The 15,557-nt window shown below is 46.7% G+C and carries 15 protein-coding genes; 12 read left to right on the top strand and 3 right to left on the bottom strand.

The features are described from left to right. Nucleotides 1-101 precede the first annotated feature (101 nt). From HZF10_RS14665 to HZF10_RS14650, 4 genes are all read left to right on the top strand, one after another. Nucleotides 102-1,079 (top strand): D-alanine--D-alanine ligase, encoded by a 978-nt coding sequence (locus HZF10_RS14665; RefSeq protein ID WP_176006979.1) that lies wholly within the window; start codon nt 102-104, stop codon nt 1,077-1,079. Between the two features lie 133 nt (nt 1,080-1,212). Next, nucleotides 1,213-1,674: a pantetheine-phosphate adenylyltransferase gene (gene coaD / locus HZF10_RS14660; RefSeq protein WP_176006978.1), complete on the top strand. Its 462-nt coding sequence runs from the start codon at nt 1,213-1,215 to the stop codon at nt 1,672-1,674. A 24-nt stretch (nt 1,675-1,698) separates the two neighbouring features. After that, entirely contained in the window at nt 1,699-3,426 is a 1,728-nt protein-coding gene (locus tag HZF10_RS14655; RefSeq protein WP_176006977.1) for a M14 family metallopeptidase, read from the top strand. Next, on the top strand, nt 3,423-4,004 hold the full coding sequence (locus tag HZF10_RS14650) for a hypothetical protein (RefSeq protein WP_176006976.1): 582 nt from the start codon (nt 3,423-3,425) through the stop codon (nt 4,002-4,004). Before HZF10_RS14655 ends, HZF10_RS14650 begins: the two co-directional genes overlap by 4 nt. Here HZF10_RS14650 and HZF10_RS14645 read toward each other — a convergent pair. Then, nucleotides 4,001-4,420 (bottom strand): DUF1801 domain-containing protein, encoded by a 420-nt coding sequence (locus tag HZF10_RS14645; RefSeq protein ID WP_176006975.1) that lies wholly within the window; start codon nt 4,418-4,420, stop codon nt 4,001-4,003. The genes HZF10_RS14650 and HZF10_RS14645 overlap by 4 nt on opposite strands. Nucleotides 4,421-4,531: 111 nt before the next feature. Then, the gene (locus HZF10_RS14640) at nt 4,532-5,128 is read right to left on the bottom strand and encodes an NUDIX hydrolase (protein WP_176006974.1); all 597 of its coding nucleotides are present in this window, start codon (nt 5,126-5,128) and stop codon (nt 4,532-4,534) included. A gap of 7 nt (nt 5,129-5,135) precedes the next feature. Between HZF10_RS14640 and pyrE the strand changes: the two genes are divergently transcribed. The 8 genes from pyrE to HZF10_RS14600 all read left to right on the top strand — a co-directional run bounded on the left by pyrE (nt 5,136) and on the right by HZF10_RS14600 (nt 14,823). Next, the gene (gene pyrE / locus HZF10_RS14635; protein ID WP_176006973.1) at nt 5,136-5,783 is read left to right on the top strand and encodes an orotate phosphoribosyltransferase; all 648 of its coding nucleotides are present in this window, start codon (nt 5,136-5,138) and stop codon (nt 5,781-5,783) included. 10 nt (nt 5,784-5,793) lie between these two features. Further along, entirely contained in the window at nt 5,794-6,186 is a 393-nt protein-coding gene (locus HZF10_RS14630; protein ID WP_176006972.1) for an SRPBCC family protein, read from the top strand. A 192-nt stretch (nt 6,187-6,378) separates the two neighbouring features. After that, nucleotides 6,379-6,819, top strand: coding sequence for a response regulator (locus tag HZF10_RS14625; RefSeq protein ID WP_176006971.1), 441 nt, complete (start codon nt 6,379-6,381; stop codon nt 6,817-6,819). Nucleotides 6,820-6,822: 3 nt separating this feature from the next. Next, on the top strand, nt 6,823-7,410 hold the full coding sequence (locus HZF10_RS14620) for a biliverdin-producing heme oxygenase (protein WP_176006970.1): 588 nt from the start codon (nt 6,823-6,825) through the stop codon (nt 7,408-7,410). After that, nucleotides 7,411-9,669 (top strand): ATP-binding protein, encoded by a 2,259-nt coding sequence (locus tag HZF10_RS14615; RefSeq protein WP_176006969.1) that lies wholly within the window; start codon nt 7,411-7,413, stop codon nt 9,667-9,669. Nucleotides 9,670-9,865: 196 nt separating this feature from the next. Continuing rightward, complete coding sequence (locus HZF10_RS14610; RefSeq protein WP_176006968.1) at nt 9,866-12,283, top strand: ATP-binding cassette domain-containing protein; 2,418 nt, start codon at nt 9,866-9,868, stop codon at nt 12,281-12,283. Continuing rightward, nucleotides 12,273-13,490: a beta-barrel domain-containing protein gene (locus tag HZF10_RS14605; RefSeq protein ID WP_176006967.1), complete on the top strand. Its 1,218-nt coding sequence runs from the start codon at nt 12,273-12,275 to the stop codon at nt 13,488-13,490. Before HZF10_RS14610 ends, HZF10_RS14605 begins: the two co-directional genes overlap by 11 nt. 1 nt (nt 13,491) lies before the next feature. Continuing rightward, nucleotides 13,492-14,823: a TolC family protein gene (locus HZF10_RS14600; protein WP_176006966.1), complete on the top strand. Its 1,332-nt coding sequence runs from the start codon at nt 13,492-13,494 to the stop codon at nt 14,821-14,823. Here HZF10_RS14600 and HZF10_RS14595 read toward each other — a convergent pair. Next, entirely contained in the window at nt 14,820-15,548 is a 729-nt protein-coding gene (locus HZF10_RS14595; RefSeq protein ID WP_176006965.1) for a biotin--[acetyl-CoA-carboxylase] ligase, read from the bottom strand. The genes HZF10_RS14600 and HZF10_RS14595 overlap by 4 nt on opposite strands. Between the last annotated feature and the right edge of the window lie 9 nt (nt 15,549-15,557).

Below are 15,557 nucleotides of genomic sequence, written 5' to 3'. Positions count from 1 at the left end.
AGGCGTTTGGAAAAAAAGGTTAATTTTGAGTGCCTGAGAAACTGAGTGCCTGAGTGCCCGAGTTACTGCCGGCGATTTGAAATTAACTTAACGAAACTCAGATGAAAAAAATTGCCATCGTAATGGGCGGCTATTCCAGCGAATATGAAATCTCTTTAAAAAGCGGCAACGTGGTTTACGATTATCTCGACAAATCGCGCTATCGCGGGTATCGCATCCATATTTTCAAGGACAAATGGGTTTATGTCGACGATAGCAATCAGGAATTCCCGATTGACAAAGGCGATTTTTCGGTAACGGTAAACGGCGAAAAAATCGAGTTCGATGCGGTTTTCAACGCCATCCACGGAACGCCGGGCGAAGACGGATTGCTCCAGGCGTACTTCGAGCTTTTGGGCATCCCACAGAATTCATGCGATTATTACCAGGCCGCGCTCACGTTCAACAAACGCGACCTTCTTTCTGTGCTAAAGCCTTACGGAATCAAGACCGCGACTTCGTTCTATCTCAACAAAGGCGACCACATCGACACTTCCGAAATCGTCAAAAAAGTAGGATTGCCATGCTTCGTGAAACCGAACAAATCGGGTTCGAGTTTCGGGATTTCGAAAGTCAAGACCGAAGCCGAACTACCAATCGCGATCGAAGTCGCCTATAAAGAAGACAACGAAATCATTATAGAAAGTTTCCTTGACGGCACCGAAGTTTCGGTCGGCGTGATCAATTACCAAGGCGAAATCATCGTGTTGCCGATTACCGAAATCGTATCCGAAAACGACTTTTTCGACTACGAAGCCAAATACCTCGGAAAATCTCAGGAAATCACACCAGCAAGAATTTCAGAAGAATTGGCCGAGAAAGTACGCTCTACGGCAAAACGCGCTTATGAAGTATTGAAAATGAAAGGTTTTTCGCGTTCGGAATTCATCCTCGTAAACGGTGAACCGCACATGCTCGAAATGAACACGATCCCCGGATTGACGACAGAAAGCCTGATTCCGCAGCAAGCGAGAGCCGCCGGGATAACTTTAGAGGAATTGTTTACGAACGCGATCGAATTGGCTTTGGCCGGAAAATGATTTTGCTACGAGCCAATAATTCAGCCACGAATTACACGAATCACACTAATTTGTCTAGTAAAATGACTCGCTATTTATCAATGCGGATTTGTGAAATTCGTGCAATTCGTGGCTTAAAAAAAAACGAAACAAAATGAGAAAAGCAATATTCCCAGGTTCGTTCGACCCGATCACGAACGGCCATTACGACATCATCAAACGCGGCATTCCGTTGTTCGACGAAATCGTGATCGCGATCGGCGTCAATGCCGATAAAAAATACATGTTCAGCCTCGAAGAACGCAAGCGCTTCATCGAAGAAACCTTCAAGGACGAACCGACGGTTTCGGTCGTGACTTATGAAGGCTTGACGATCGATTTGTGCAAAAAATTAGGTGCGAAATTCATCCTGCGCGGATTGCGCAATCCCGCCGATTTCGAGTTCGAGAAAGCCATTGCGCATACCAACCGACAGCTTTCGAAAATCGAGACGGTTTTTCTTTTGACGGCGGCCAAAACGTCTTATATCAGTTCGTCGATCGTACGCGATGTGCTCAGGAACGGTGGCGATTATACGGTTTTGGTTCCCGATGCGGTGCGTGTTTCGGGCAAGTAATCATTCCTTTTTCCGTTCAAACCCATGAAAAATCTGCCTTTACTCCTATTCGTTCTCGCCACATCGGTTTTCGCCCAAAAGAAAGATTTCAAGACGCCTTTCGAAAAAGGAAACGGCAACCAATCTGCGACCTATGATGAAACGGTTGCGTTTTACAATGATCTGGCCGCGAATTTCGAAACTATTTCCATCAACGACGGACGTCCCGAAGACAGCGGCGAAATTCTTCAACTCATCGTTTTCGACCCCGACAAGATTTTCTTCGATCCCGAACACAAAAAGACCGTAATCCTCATCAACAACGGTATCCACGCAGGTGAACCCGACGGCATCGACGCCACGATGATGCTGTTCCGCGATTTGGCGACGGGAAAAATCAAAACGCCCAAGAATACGATCATCGCGACGATCCCCGTTTACAATATCGGAGGCATGCTCAATAGGAATTCGACGACGCGCATCAATCAGGACGGGCCCGAACAATACGGTTTTCGCGGCAATTCACGCAATTACGACCTCAACCGCGATTTCATAAAAGCCGATACGGGCAACACCTGGGGATTCGCGAGGTTTTTCCAACTGCTCGATCCCGAAATCTTCATCGACAACCACGTGAGCAACGGAGCCGATTACCAGTACGTACTCACCTACATCATGACCAACCACAACCGTCTCGGCAAAAGTTTGGGCGATTTCCTGAACAAAGAAATGACTCCGACTCTGGTTTCAGATTTGAAAAAGAAGAAAGTCGAAAGCACGCCTTACGTGAACGCTTGGGGTGAAACGCCCGACGCGCGTGGCTTTGCTCAGTTCGACGACAGTCCGAGATATGCGACGGGTTATACTTCGCTTTTCAATTCCGTCGGATTCGTGGTCGAGACGCACATGCTCAAAAAATACGACAAACGCGTCAAGGCGACTTACGCATTCATGGTTTCCGCTTTGGATTATGCCGAAAAAAACGGTGGTGAAATCAAGGCAAGGCGTCGTGAAAACGCAATGGAATTCGTGCCCGGAACGAAATATCCGCTGACTTGGACCATCGATTCGGCCAAAGTCGAAAAACTCGGATTCCTCGGATACGAAGGTTCGTACAAAAAAAGCGACGTCACGACGGGCGACCGTTTGTTTTACGACCGCAAAAAACCGTACAAAAAAACCATCCCGTTCTACAAAGAATACAAGCCAGTCAAGGAAGTCGCGATTCCCGAATATTACTTGATCCCACAAGGTTGGTGGAACGTGACGCGCTTGTTGGCCAATAACGGAATCGAAAGCACACGCATCGACAACGACACGGTAATCGAAGTCGAAAGCTATAAAATTGCTGATTTCAAGACGGCGACCAATGCGTACGAAGGCCATTACAACCATCGTCAGACGAAAGTCACCACATCGAAAGTGAAAATGAATTTCCGCGCGGGCGATTACTTGATCCCGACGCGCCAAAAAGGCGTGAAATATTTGATGGAAACGCTCGAGCCCGAAGCCGGCGACTCGTTTTTCAACTGGAATTTCTTCGACACGATCCTGCAGCAAAAAGAAGGATATTCCGATTATGTGTTCGAGGATCTGGCGGCCGAAATCCTAAAGGACAATCCGAAATTAAAAGCCGAATTGGACGAAAAACGCAAATCGGATGCCGAGTTCGCGAAAAATCCGGGCGCTCAATTGGATTGGGTTTACAAACATTCGGACCATTATGAAAAGGCGCATTTGCAGTATCCGGTTTACAGAATCGTCAGCCCGTGAAAAAAATCGCGATCGTCCTGGCTTTGGCATCGATCGGATGTGTGCGGCAAAAATCGGCTGAAGAAACTTCTCCTATGCCTCAAAAGGAAGTTGTAAACGGGAATCTGACGCTTGCCATCGAAGATGTAAAAGGAAAAGCGTTTACTTTCGCCGACGGTTTCGAAAAAGAAAACTGCTATATCGTTGCGGATTGCGATTGCTGTACTTCCGACTTTATTTTTCTTGAAAACGGCACCTGTGTCGTCGAATATTATTGCCTCGAGGCCAACGATATTTTCAAGGGAAGCTATCGCGTCGCAAACGGAAAGATCGAGATTACCTACGACGCATTGGCAGTTGCCCAAGAAGAAAACATTGACGATCCCGACACTTTACCAGATTACGAACCGCGATTCACCTTGAGTACCCGCAAAATCAAACCGCAAAAAACCATGCTGACGGGAAAAATGTGCAAAAGCGAACTGATTCTGGAAACCGATGGCAAACAGAAGGAATTCGGCTCAAAAAACGACATTTCCGCTTCGGATTATACGAAAAGGCTTAAGGAGGAAGGAATTTGGCAACTGCTGAACCCTTAAGGGTAAAGTCTCTTCATGTGGCTTACCGACGCTTCTATCATTGGCGGAAGCACCGATTCGTCTATATCCGCAAGCTTTTTCACATATACGCAGGATTTCCCGATTTTGTGTTTGCCGAGTTTGGCTAGATAGTTTTCACGACCTTCGAATTCCGTGGCGAAATAAAGCACAAGTGAATCTTTTCGAGGTGAAAATCCGGCCAACGGCGCGTCACCTTCATGCCCGGAAGCGTACTTGTAGTGATAATTGCCGAAACCGATGATCGTAGGTCCCCACATATAGGGCTGAAATCCGGTTTGGGCTTCGAAGATTTCGACGAGGCGGCGTGCATCGTCGCGTTTGGTTTCGTTTTCGATGTTCGATATAAAGTCCGAAACGGAAACTTCTGTGGGTTTGGTTTTGGTTTCGTAGGCCATGTTCGATAAATTATAAATTTTGGAATTATGAATTATGAATTGATCTGTACAAACGAGAAATCCGTAATTATTGACAGACCAAATAATTCATAATTTATAATTCATAATTATTTACGTGAGTTGTTCCTCGAACAACAACTTGATGTTTTCATACGAATTCAAAAGCGCCTGTTCGATGTCTTCGGGATTGAGCCAGGCGACTTTTTCGATGCCTTCTTCGAGTTGCGGATGCAGCGGTCCGTCGAAATCCGATTTCATCTCGAACCAATGCGTCACTTTGAGCTTGTATCTGCCGTTGCGACGGAACACGTGATAGGTCTTTTGCAATTTGCGTATGATGGAAAGTTTGCCGACGCCGGTTTCTTCCTCGACCTCGCGCAAAGCCGTGTATTCGATTTTCTCGCCTTTCTCGATGCCGCCTTTGGGCAAATCCCATTTCCCGTTGCGGAAGATGAAAAGCACCTGCCCTTTTTTGTTGTAGACAAGCCCGCCGCCCGCCTTTTGGACGGGAATCGTATCTTTTATCGTGCGCAACATTTCCTTCTCGTCGGGATGATACAGGTAGGCCTTCTTGACCTTGTTCGAAAACATCTTCGAGATAAGTTGCGCAAAGTCAATGCCTTCGAGCAAAAAGAGCTGGAAATCGGTCTCTTTGTGTATCTCGTCGGTCAGGAAAAGTGGTTTGTCGTTTACAAAAACTTTATACATTTGCAGTATGATTTTCAATAAAGATACAGCCGAAAAAACCGCAGAATTGCTTTTGCAAATAAATGCAATAAAATTGAATCCCAAAAATCCTTTCACATGGGCTTCAGGCTGGAAATCGCCGATTTATTGCGACAACCGCATGGTCTTGTCTTTTCCTCCGATACGAAATTACATCCGAGAGGAATTCTCGAAACAGATCGAAAAACAGTTCGGCAAACCAGACGTGATCGCCGGTGTCGCAACGGGTGCGATCGGAATCGGGATGCTTGTTGCCGAGTACATGGGATTGCCGTTCGTTTACGTGCGCCCCGAGCCTAAAAAACACGGCCGTCAGAACCAAGTTGAAGGCTTTTTGCAGAAAGGACAGAATGTCGTGATTGTAGAAGATCTGATTTCTACCGGAAAAAGCAGCCTTATGGCCGTTGACGCGTTGCGCGAAGCCGGAGCGAACATCAAAGGAATGGTCGCGATCTTCACATATGGTTTTTCGGTCGCCGAAGAAAACTTCAAGAATTCGCACGTAGAACTGTACACGTTGAGCAATTACCAGAACCTGCTTAACCTCGCGGTTTCAAAAAAATACATCACCGAAAACGAACTCGGTACGCTTAAGGAATGGAATTCCAATCCTGCCGAATGGGGCGTCGAGGCCTAACCACAATCTTATGAATCTAGAAAGCCCAAAGGTTTCGGTAGACAAACCGGCACAGTACATTTTTGACCAGCTTACCGATGTAAAGAACTTCGAGAAGCTCATGCCCGACTCCATCGCCAAGTTCGAGCTCACGGGAGACGATTCGTTCATTTTCGCGTTGAAAGGCATGCCCGAGATCAAATTGAAGATGAAGGAAAAAACGGCTCCGAACAACGTCAAGTTAGGTGCGGCCAGCGATAAACTTCCGTTCAGCCTTGAAGCGAAAATCGATTCGGTTTCAGACGACAAATCGGACATCCAATTGTTTTTCGAAGGCGAGTTCAACGCGATGATGGCCATGATGGTAAAAGGTCCGATCAGCAAATTTATCGAAACGCTGGCTACGAATATGCACAAGCTGTAAGCGTTCTAAAATCAATATAAAGGCCTCCAAAATCGGGGGCTTTTTTTGTATTGCGACCTGAATTTATTTTTGTTCAACAATATGTCCAGATGCTTGAACATTCCGAAAATTCGTGCATAAATGGGAATTCTGTAACAAACCCAACATGGGTATTTGGTTATATTTGTAGTTATCGCTTACAACAACAGCATTATGAAAACCGATTCAAATTTTACCATTTTCTATACAGACGACGATCCCGAAGATTTGGAATTTTTCAGGGAAGCGACCCAGAGTATAGACCAATCCGTTGAATTGGTTACACTTAGCAACGGAAAAGAACTGATCGACATTCTCGACAATCCGCCGCCTACGCCGCATTTGGTATTCCTCGACGTCAACATGCCCGGCCTCACGGGATTCGATGTGTTGCAACACGTGCGCAAAACCGAAAGTCGCGAACAGTTGCCCATTGTCATGTTCACCACTTCGAACGACCAGGTGATCATCGAGACGAGCTTGCGATTGGGCGCGAATTTCTTCGTGCAGAAATCATCGAGTTTCCCGAATCTCAAGAAATCTATCGAGCACGCGATAAAAATCGACTGGTCGAAATTCAAGACCACATCGGACAATTTCGTATACGCCGCCTGATTTATGACAGAAACGATCCATCCCGCTTCTTTCGTTGAAGCGCTTAGAAACGAAACGTCGATCGCACACAAAAAACTGGAACAACTTCCCGTATCGGCCGCGATTCTGAGCCGTGACGTGACGACTTCTGATTATGGCCGTTACCTGCGCCTTATGCACGATGTCGTTTCAAGCCTTGAACGAAATGTGCATCCTTTGATTTCTGATGTCATTTCGGATATCGACCACAGGAAAAAAGCCGATCATTTGAAACGCGATTTACACACTATCGGATTCGAACCATCGGAAAATACAAACGATCCGTTCATCCAAGCCGATCTGACCGTTCCATTGAGCCTCGGAATCGCTTATGTCGTGGAAGGTTCTACGCTCGGCGGACGTTTCATCCTTAAAAACATACAGCAAACACTGGGTTTCGACGAAAATTCCGGAGCCACATATTTTGCGGGTTACGGAAACAAAACCGGAAGCATGTGGAAAACTTTTTTGGAACAATTGACGCAGTACGCAACCCAAAACTCGTGTGAAAAAGACGTTATAGCGGGTGCGAATTTCGCGTTTGCGGCCATCCATGAACATTTGAGCGATTAGATGAAAATACGTGACATATTGAATCGGGAAATCGTGAACCTCACCAATTGTGAGCACGAACCCATTCATATTCCGGGCAGCATCCAACCGCATGGTTTTTTGCTGGGCTTGAAAACCGGAACCTGGCTGATCGATTTCTGCAGCGCGAACACTTCGGATTATATCGGAATCTCCCATACAGAATTGTTGGGGCGCACGTTTGCCACTGCTTTCGGAGATGAACGCGAACATCTGTTTAAGGAATACATCTCGCATGCTTTGGTCACGGCTCCTTTGAAACTCGAGCTTTTCGGACGGAATTTCAATTGCACGATCCACATCAGCGGGGCGCATTATATTCTCGAGGCCGAACCGCTGACCCACGTTTCCGCTCCGCTTTCTAGCATTTACGACCAGACTTCGCAATTCCTCGCGTATATGAACGAAACCCATACGCTAAAGGAATTGTGCCAGCTTGTCGCCGACGGTACGCGTGAAATCACCGGATACGACCGTGTCATGGTGTATCGTTTCGATAAGGATTATAACGGAGAGGTCTTTGCCGAAAGCCGCGATGAGAAATTCGAGCCGTTTTTGGGGTTGCATTATCCGCATACCGATATTCCGGTGCAGGCGCGCGAACTTTATCTGAAGAATTTGCTTCGATTGATAGCCGACATCGGCTACAAACCCGTCCCGATTTATACGATAGACGACACGCACGGAAAGAACCTCGATTTGAGCCATTCGATCTTGAGGAGCACCTCGCCTATCCACATCCAATACCTTCAGAATATGGGAGTCGGGGCGACGCTTACGATTTCGTTGATCCATCAGAAGAAATTGTGGGGATTGATCGCTTGCCACCATTATTCGCCCAAAAACCTCACACCCGAAATCCGTTTGGCGGCCCAATTGCAGGGAAATTTCCTGACATCGCAGATCGATGTGCGCCAATCGAATGAAGAATATGAGGTTTCGCGTAAGACCAATGCCGCACTCGAAAAACTCAACGCATTGCATTTGTCGCCAAAATCGGAGTCTTTCGAACAAGTCATCGCTTGTAATGAATTGCTCGAGATTTGTAATGCGGGCGGCGTTTCGATAAAATTCGGCAATGAGATATTCACAAGCGGATCGGTTCCGGAACATGACGAAATCCTCATGCTCTCTGACTGGCTTTTCAACTACACCAACGCCGGACAATTGCACACCGATAAATTATTGGGCCATTTGCACGACCACAAGGAATTGTGCCAGAAAGTGCCTGGCATCGTCTATCATTCGCTGGGTTTGGATGCGGACAACTGTGTGATCTGGTACAGACCCGAAACTATAGCCGAAGTCAATTGGGCAGGCGATCCTGCAAAAGCGATCGTCAAGGACGAAAAAGGGTTGTTCCCGCGAAAATCGTTCGAATTGTGGCGGGAATTCGTCAAATACCAAAGCAAACCGTGGTCGACACCCGAGCTCAATTCGGCGGCCAACTACGCCCATTCGCTCCAACGTCAGATGGCGCTTATCCTGCTTACAGAAGAAAGCCGACGCAATCTCGAGCTCAACCAAATCCTTAAAGAAACGAATTCGGAACTCGAGAACATCAACTGGATCAGTACGCACGATCTTCAGGAACCGTTGCGCAAAATCCAGCTTATCGCTTCGAGGCTTTTGTCTAAGGAAAACGATATTTCGCCCGATGTGATCGATGCCATCCTACGTATGAACCAATCGGCGAGCCGTATGCAGGCGTTGCTTGTCGACATTCTCAAATACACGCGCATCCAACATACGAAAGCAATTTTCGAAAAGGTGAAACTTGAAAACCTCGTGCAGCAAACCGTGGAAGAACTCAAAGAAGCCGTCACCGAAAAGATGGCGATCGTCAAAGTAAACGGTTTGCCCGAAATCAATGGCGTGGCTTTCCTGCTCAAGCAATTGTTCTCGAATCTTATTTCGAACTCGCTCAAATACAGCAAAGACGATACAGCGTCCGAAATACTAGTAGATTACCAGGGTCGCGAACCGAATGTTTCTCCAACCGATCGCGACGCTTTGTTCGAGGTGATCCGCATTTCGGATAACGGCATCGGATTCGAACAGCAATTCTCTGAAAACATCTTCAATATCTTTACGCGTCTACATCCGCAAGCGGAATACAAAGGTTCGGGCGTCGGACTCGCGCTGTGCAAGAAAATCATGCAGACGCATTCGGGCTTTATCAAGGCTGAAGGAACACCAGACTCAGGTGCCGTTTTCACGTTATATTTTCCTGTTAATTAAGCAAACCTTAAGAATTTAACAGCGATCTCCTGAATGGGAGATTTTTTTTTGAATTTTCCGCAATTGTCTTTTCAACGAGTTTTATTGCAACTCACAGAGTTTTTTCTGTAGGCCGATAACAATAATTTAATATTGTCTTAACAAATGGGCAAATCGCTCAATTTGAACACGGAACGCATCAGAAAACCCAAATTCCATGCCTACGACAGATCCTCAACTGAAAAGCAACGATTGCGGCATCAGTGCCGTAAAGACGTTGTTCAATCTTAGCGGAAAAAGCATCTCGCGCAAATACATCGAGCAGTCGCTTCCTCTCGAGGAGAAAGGCTCGCGCATTGCCGACCTTAAGGATTTCCTCGACAAGCACGGCTTCGAGACCAAATTCAGGTTGCTCGACGTGAATTCAGTCCAGCAGGATTTGGAAAAACTCGAGGCGATGCTGCCGTTCATCCTTCCGATCCAAAACAAAAAAGGACTCCATTATGTGGTCGCCGGCGGATTAAAAGGCAAAAAAGTCCGGATTTTCGACCCTACGAAAGGACGCGAGTACTATTTGAGCCTCCAGGAAATCAAGAAACTGGCGCACTTCAACAAAAACCATTGGGATTTGGCCGAGACCGAAGACAAGATCCTTTCGATCTGTTCGCAGGATTTGGCCGAGTATAAAGTAAATGTCGCCTCGGCTATCGAGGAAAACGGCCACGCTACGCTTTTCAACAAGCTTACGTATTTCAAATACCTTAAGGAAAACTTCGGGTTCAAGGATTCCATAGCCGAAAAGCACTTTCTTTACGACCTGCTCAAAAACCAGGATATTTCGAGTGTTCCTCACAATTTCAAGACGCTTCAGTACGACAAGGGAAAGTTGCGCAACAACTCTCCTATGATCCTTACGGCAAAAGCGTCCGAACAGCCGCCGATCGTCGCCGATTATCCCGAAGAAGAGAAAAAGAGCCTGTACTGGCAGCTTTTCAAACAATTGGGCGAACACCGGAAATTGTGGTATATCTACATTTTCGCGGCTTTGTTTTCGGCCACGACTGCCCAGATTGCCGTGTTTACGAACCAAATCCTGATCGACGAGGTTTTGCCGACGTACAACATCAATACGCTCGTGCTTTTTGCTATCGGATTGGGAATCTATAAGCTGTTCGATTTGGGGACGACGATCTACAAGAATTTCGTTTCCATGCATTTGGGCAACATCCTCGATCGTCACTTTTTGGCTTCGTTCGACGAAAAAATCAACAATTCGTCTTTGAGCTATATCCAGACGTTCAAGAAAGGCGACCTCATGGAACGCGTGAGCGACTCGCTCAAACTCAAGAGTTTCTTCATGAAGTTCTTTACGGGAATGCTCGTAGACATTTGCGTGTCGATCTATTCGCTTGGCATCTTGTTTTTTATCGATGCGAAACTGACTATGGTCGTCGTGGCCGTAATGGTGGTTTTTGTGCTTTGGTTCAAATTCATCACGCCATATCTCAAGCAGAACGAGCGCATGCGTTATATGAGAAAGGCCGATTTCCTTTCTAAGATGATGGAAAAAGTAGACGGGCTTCAAGTCATCAAGAGCTTTAAGATCGAGCGTTTCCATTCTGACAAGATCTTTACGAGCGTCAACGATTACCTCAAAATCCAGCTCAGGAACGGATTCGTCGACCTGGTCAACAAGATCGTCGTGGCCGTGATCATCGTGCTGGCCTCGGTGCTGATCATCGTGATGCTTACCAAATCGGCGATCACTACCCAATTGATCACACTTGGACAAATCGTTACGTTTATCGCGTTGTCCTCTAAAATCTTCTCGTCCTTGAAAGGGATTCTCGACGACAACATGAACCTTCAGGAAAACGAGGTAATCCTCAAACGTTATCTGGATTTCGACGAAAAGACAAAGGTTTCGAACAACAAAGGCATTGAGGATTTCAGCATCCATAAAATCGAATTCAAGAACCTCAATTACGGCTATGTGCCCAATGAATTGGTCTTGAAGGACATCAACCTTAAAATCCGTATTGGCGAAAAGATCAAGATTGAAGGCCAGAACGGATCGGGAAAATCGACTTTCAGCAAGATTCTGACGACGCTTTACCATCCGAATTCGGGCCACATCCTGATCAACTCGCGCGACAAGAAATTCTATGACGAGGAAAAGATGCGCGACAAGATTTTGCTTGTGACCAACGAAGACATTTTGTTCAACGACACAATCTACAATAACATCGCGCTCGGAAAACACATCCCGATCGCCGAAATCATAGACAAGGCGCGCCTGATCAACTTCTACGATTTTATCGCCGGAAAAGAAGACGGCCTCGAGTTCATGATCAGCGAAAACGGAAAGAATTTGTCGACGGGCCAGCGCAAGAAGATTTTGTTGCTGCGTGCGATTTTCTCGACCGCCGAATTCATCATCCTCGACGAAGTGCTTTCTGGCATGGATCAGGAATCGCGCAACAATGTGGAAAGGCTAATCGAGGAAGATGCCGACGAAAAGACGTACATCATCATTTCGCACGAACCGATCCACAACATCAATTTTACCAAACGATACAAAATCAAAGACGGAGAACTCAACGTATTGAAAGATGGAGAACTCAATGTACTATAACACCCGCGCGATCAATTTCATCAAGATATTGAACCGCCTGCTCGTTGGATTCGTGCTTATCGCGATCGTGTTGGTTTTGGTGCTCAGCATAAACGACACGGTGAGTTTCAAGGAAGGCCAGATCTTTTCGGATACGCCCCAAATGAAGATCAATGCACCGAACGAGGTGCGCGTCGTGCAGGTTTTGGTCAAGGAAGGCCAGAAAGTCAAGAAAGGCGACACGCTTTTCGTGCTCGAGAACAAAAAGACGAAATCGGATTTCGACGTGCTCAACGCCGACGTGGCCGCAATGACCAATAAAATCAAGATCATCGAACAATTGATCGCGAACACCGAGGCGCGCAAACAATCACTCGTACAACTGCTCGGCATTCAATCGCGCATCTACAAGACCGACCGCAAGAAAACGGCTCAGGAAATCGCGCTTTTGAACAACAAGATCAACGTATCTACACAACAGCATTCGATTTTGTCGGACAAGTTCAAGACCGATTCGCTTCTGTACGCAAAAGGTGCGATCTCGCGATATGAGATGACCGAGACCAAAAACCGCAACCTCGACGACAAGAAAGGCCAGCTCGACATCAAATCGACCCATACGGTCAAGAATTACGATTTCGAGAATCTGTCGAACAATTACAGCCGTACGAAAAACGATCTCAAACGCAGTATCATCGACGTCGACAACCAAATACAGAATTACAGACGCGACATCATCGAATTGCAGAACCTGATCAAGAACGGACAATCGAACCTTACTTACATTTCGGACGAGCTCAACAAAATGATCATCACGGCTCCGGTCGACGGTACGATTTCGAACCTGTACAATTCGCGTCAGGATTTACAGATCGTCAACAAAGGCGAATTGCTTACCATCGTCGCGCCAAGCCATGAAAAATTCTACGCGAAGGTCACGCTCGACGAGCAGGATCTGGCGTATGTAAAGGAAGGACAGGAAATCAACCTCAAGCTCGATGCGTACAATTACTACCGATACGGCGCGATCAAGGGCAACATCACCTATGTTTCCCCGTCGGATGTGGACCGTACGTTTTATTGTTTGGCGCATATCCAGAAGTACAACCCGAACATCAACCTCAAAGCGGGTTATAGATTGAAAGGCGAAGTGATCATCGAACGCATGAGGCTTTTCCGCTACATCACCAAAAAACTGTTCAACAAAATCGACAACGCCGTAAACTGACATGAGCAAGCGATTACCCCAAATCTTTGTGCTGCTTTTCTTTTGCATCTCGACTGCCCAGGAAACCCCGAAAGTGGAATTCCTTACGTTTGCCGATTGCCTCGAACGCACCATGGCCAACAACCTCGCGCTACAGCACGGACTTTTGGGCGAACAGGTCGCGCTTACCCAATATAAAGCCAGTTATGGCAAGTTACTTCCCGAAATCACGGCCACGGGCGACAATCGGAATTCTTGGGGAAAAGAGATTGATTCCGACACCAACTTGTTCGTAGATGAGGCTTTGCACACGAACGAAGGCACGCTCAACGCCAACTTCAATCTTTTCGCCGGATTCGCGGTCTGGAAAAACATCAAGGCCGAAAAACAGGACCGGCAAATCAGCAAGATTAATGTTGAAAGGATCAAAAACGACATCACGATCGATCTGGCCCAACGTTACATTACGATCCTGTATCTGCAGGAAATCATCGAGGCGAACAAACTGCAGATCAAATCGAGTGAAAAACAAATCGAATTGGCTCAACTCAAATTCGACAACGGTTCGGTTTCGGAAAGCGAAGTCTTCAAGATCAAAGCACAGAAAGCTTCGGAAGAACTTACTTTGATTACCAACCAGAACAATCTTACCGACAATCTCATCAGCATCAAACAGTTGATGAACCTTGCGATCGATACCGAAATCGCGTTGTCAAAACCCGATCTGGAAATCAATCCGCTCACGAATCTGGATCAACAGCAGTATGATTTGACCAAGACGGCCGTAAATCGACATCCGGCCTTCCGCAAAAGCCAGCTCGAGACCGATCGCGCGCGTACCGAACTTTCATTGGCAAGAAGCCTGCGTTTTCCGGTCATCACGGGGCGTATGTTCTGGCGCACGAATTTCAGCAGTACCGAAGACATGATCCCGACGCACGAACAGATCAGCGGAAATGCGAACACGGCCATCCGATTTTTCATCACCATCCCGATTTTTAGCCGATTCCAGACGTGGGCCGAAGTAAAAACCGCAAAACTCGAATGGAAGCAGGCACAGATTTTTTCAAAACTTGAAGAAAACAGACTGTCGAAAGAAGTCATGAAAGCCATTACCGATACGCGGACTTCGATCAAAAAACGCGATGCATCGGCTTTGGCGTTCGAATTCACGCAGAAAAGCCTCGGAGCCGACGATTTGAAATTCGAGCTCGGAAAAATCAACATCAACGAGTGGAGTTTGACCAAAATGAATTACAACAAGGCACAGGCCACCTTGATCCAATCGCGCTACGAATTGCTGTTCAACAATGCATTGATCAAGTTCTATTTGGGAGAAGCCTTTTCGCTCTAAAAAAGCATCGTGACTTCCTTGAGTCCGAACGAGCGCACGGAATCGTCCTCGAGCATGATTTTCAATTGGCCGTCGCGTGCGGCTTCGGTGATAATTCCCATGAACTGCTTGTCGGAAGTGTCTTTAAAAGCCGTCGGGATTCCTTTGCGGAAAAGCGATCGGTTGTAGGTTTCCCAGATTTCGTCGGGAGTCGATTTGAACAGATCCAGTCGCTCACGGATTCGATCCACAATTTGCAGACAAAGCGTTTCCTTGTCGAAAGTTTGGCCCGAAACGACAAAAAGCGACGAGGCGTTCGGCAATCCGTCAAAAGCGGTTTGGTTGACATTGAGACCGATGCCGATGACAGAATCGAATTCCGTGGCCGTTTTGACATTGTTTTCAATCAGTATCCCGCCAATTTTTTTGCGACCTGACATAATGTCGTTTGGCCATTTGAGCGACAATCCGGGAATTTTCGATGCGTTCAACGTTTCGAGAACAGAAAGGGCGACCAACGCATTCAAGGCGAACAATTCCGATGCATCGTTCATCGATACACGAACAAACACACTCATTGTCAAGTTTTTACCTGGTTCAGAATTCCAGACCGTACCTCTTTGCCCGCGACCCGAAGTTTGGATTTCGGCAGTGACGACAGTGAAATCGGATAGGTTTTGAGTCTTGCTCAAATCTTTTAAATAATCGTTCGTGGAGCCGATGGCATCGAGTTTGATTAAATGCATGCGAACCGT

It is taken from the genome of Flavobacterium agri (genome assembly GCF_013401995.1).
In the GTDB taxonomy this organism is placed as follows: domain Bacteria; phylum Bacteroidota; class Bacteroidia; order Flavobacteriales; family Flavobacteriaceae; genus Flavobacterium; species Flavobacterium agri.
The sequence above is the reverse complement of the archived record's forward strand: the minus strand, read 5'-3'. Positions and strand labels throughout refer to the sequence as shown.

What these genes read in the sequence shown, in the direction of transcription:
- HZF10_RS14630 (WP_176006972.1), top strand. Translation starts at nt 5,794, where the DNA reads ATGAATCTAGAAAGCCCAAAGGTTTCGGTAGACAAACCGGCACAGTAC.
- HZF10_RS14605 (WP_176006967.1), top strand. Translation starts at nt 12,273, where the DNA reads ATGTACTATAACACCCGCGCGATCAATTTCATCAAGATATTGAACCGC.
- coaD (WP_176006978.1), top strand. Translation starts at nt 1,213, where the DNA reads ATGAGAAAAGCAATATTCCCAGGTTCGTTCGACCCGATCACGAACGGC.
- HZF10_RS14645 (WP_176006975.1), bottom strand. Translation starts at nt 4,420, where the DNA reads ATGGCCTACGAAACCAAAACCAAACCCACAGAAGTTTCCGTTTCGGAC.
- HZF10_RS14595 (WP_176006965.1), bottom strand. Translation starts at nt 15,548, where the DNA reads ATGCATTTAATCAAACTCGATGCCATCGGCTCCACGAACGATTATTTA.
- HZF10_RS14655 (WP_176006977.1), top strand. Translation starts at nt 1,699, where the DNA reads ATGAAAAATCTGCCTTTACTCCTATTCGTTCTCGCCACATCGGTTTTC.
- HZF10_RS14640 (WP_176006974.1), bottom strand. Translation starts at nt 5,128, where the DNA reads ATGTATAAAGTTTTTGTAAACGACAAACCACTTTTCCTGACCGACGAG.
- HZF10_RS14600 (WP_176006966.1), top strand. Translation starts at nt 13,492, where the DNA reads ATGAGCAAGCGATTACCCCAAATCTTTGTGCTGCTTTTCTTTTGCATC.
- HZF10_RS14615 (WP_176006969.1), top strand. Translation starts at nt 7,411, where the DNA reads ATGAAAATACGTGACATATTGAATCGGGAAATCGTGAACCTCACCAAT.
- HZF10_RS14625 (WP_176006971.1), top strand. Translation starts at nt 6,379, where the DNA reads ATGAAAACCGATTCAAATTTTACCATTTTCTATACAGACGACGATCCC.
- HZF10_RS14620 (WP_176006970.1), top strand. Translation starts at nt 6,823, where the DNA reads ATGACAGAAACGATCCATCCCGCTTCTTTCGTTGAAGCGCTTAGAAAC.
- pyrE (WP_176006973.1), top strand. Translation starts at nt 5,136, where the DNA reads ATGATTTTCAATAAAGATACAGCCGAAAAAACCGCAGAATTGCTTTTG.
- HZF10_RS14665 (WP_176006979.1), top strand. Translation starts at nt 102, where the DNA reads ATGAAAAAAATTGCCATCGTAATGGGCGGCTATTCCAGCGAATATGAA.
- HZF10_RS14610 (WP_176006968.1), top strand. Translation starts at nt 9,866, where the DNA reads ATGCCTACGACAGATCCTCAACTGAAAAGCAACGATTGCGGCATCAGT.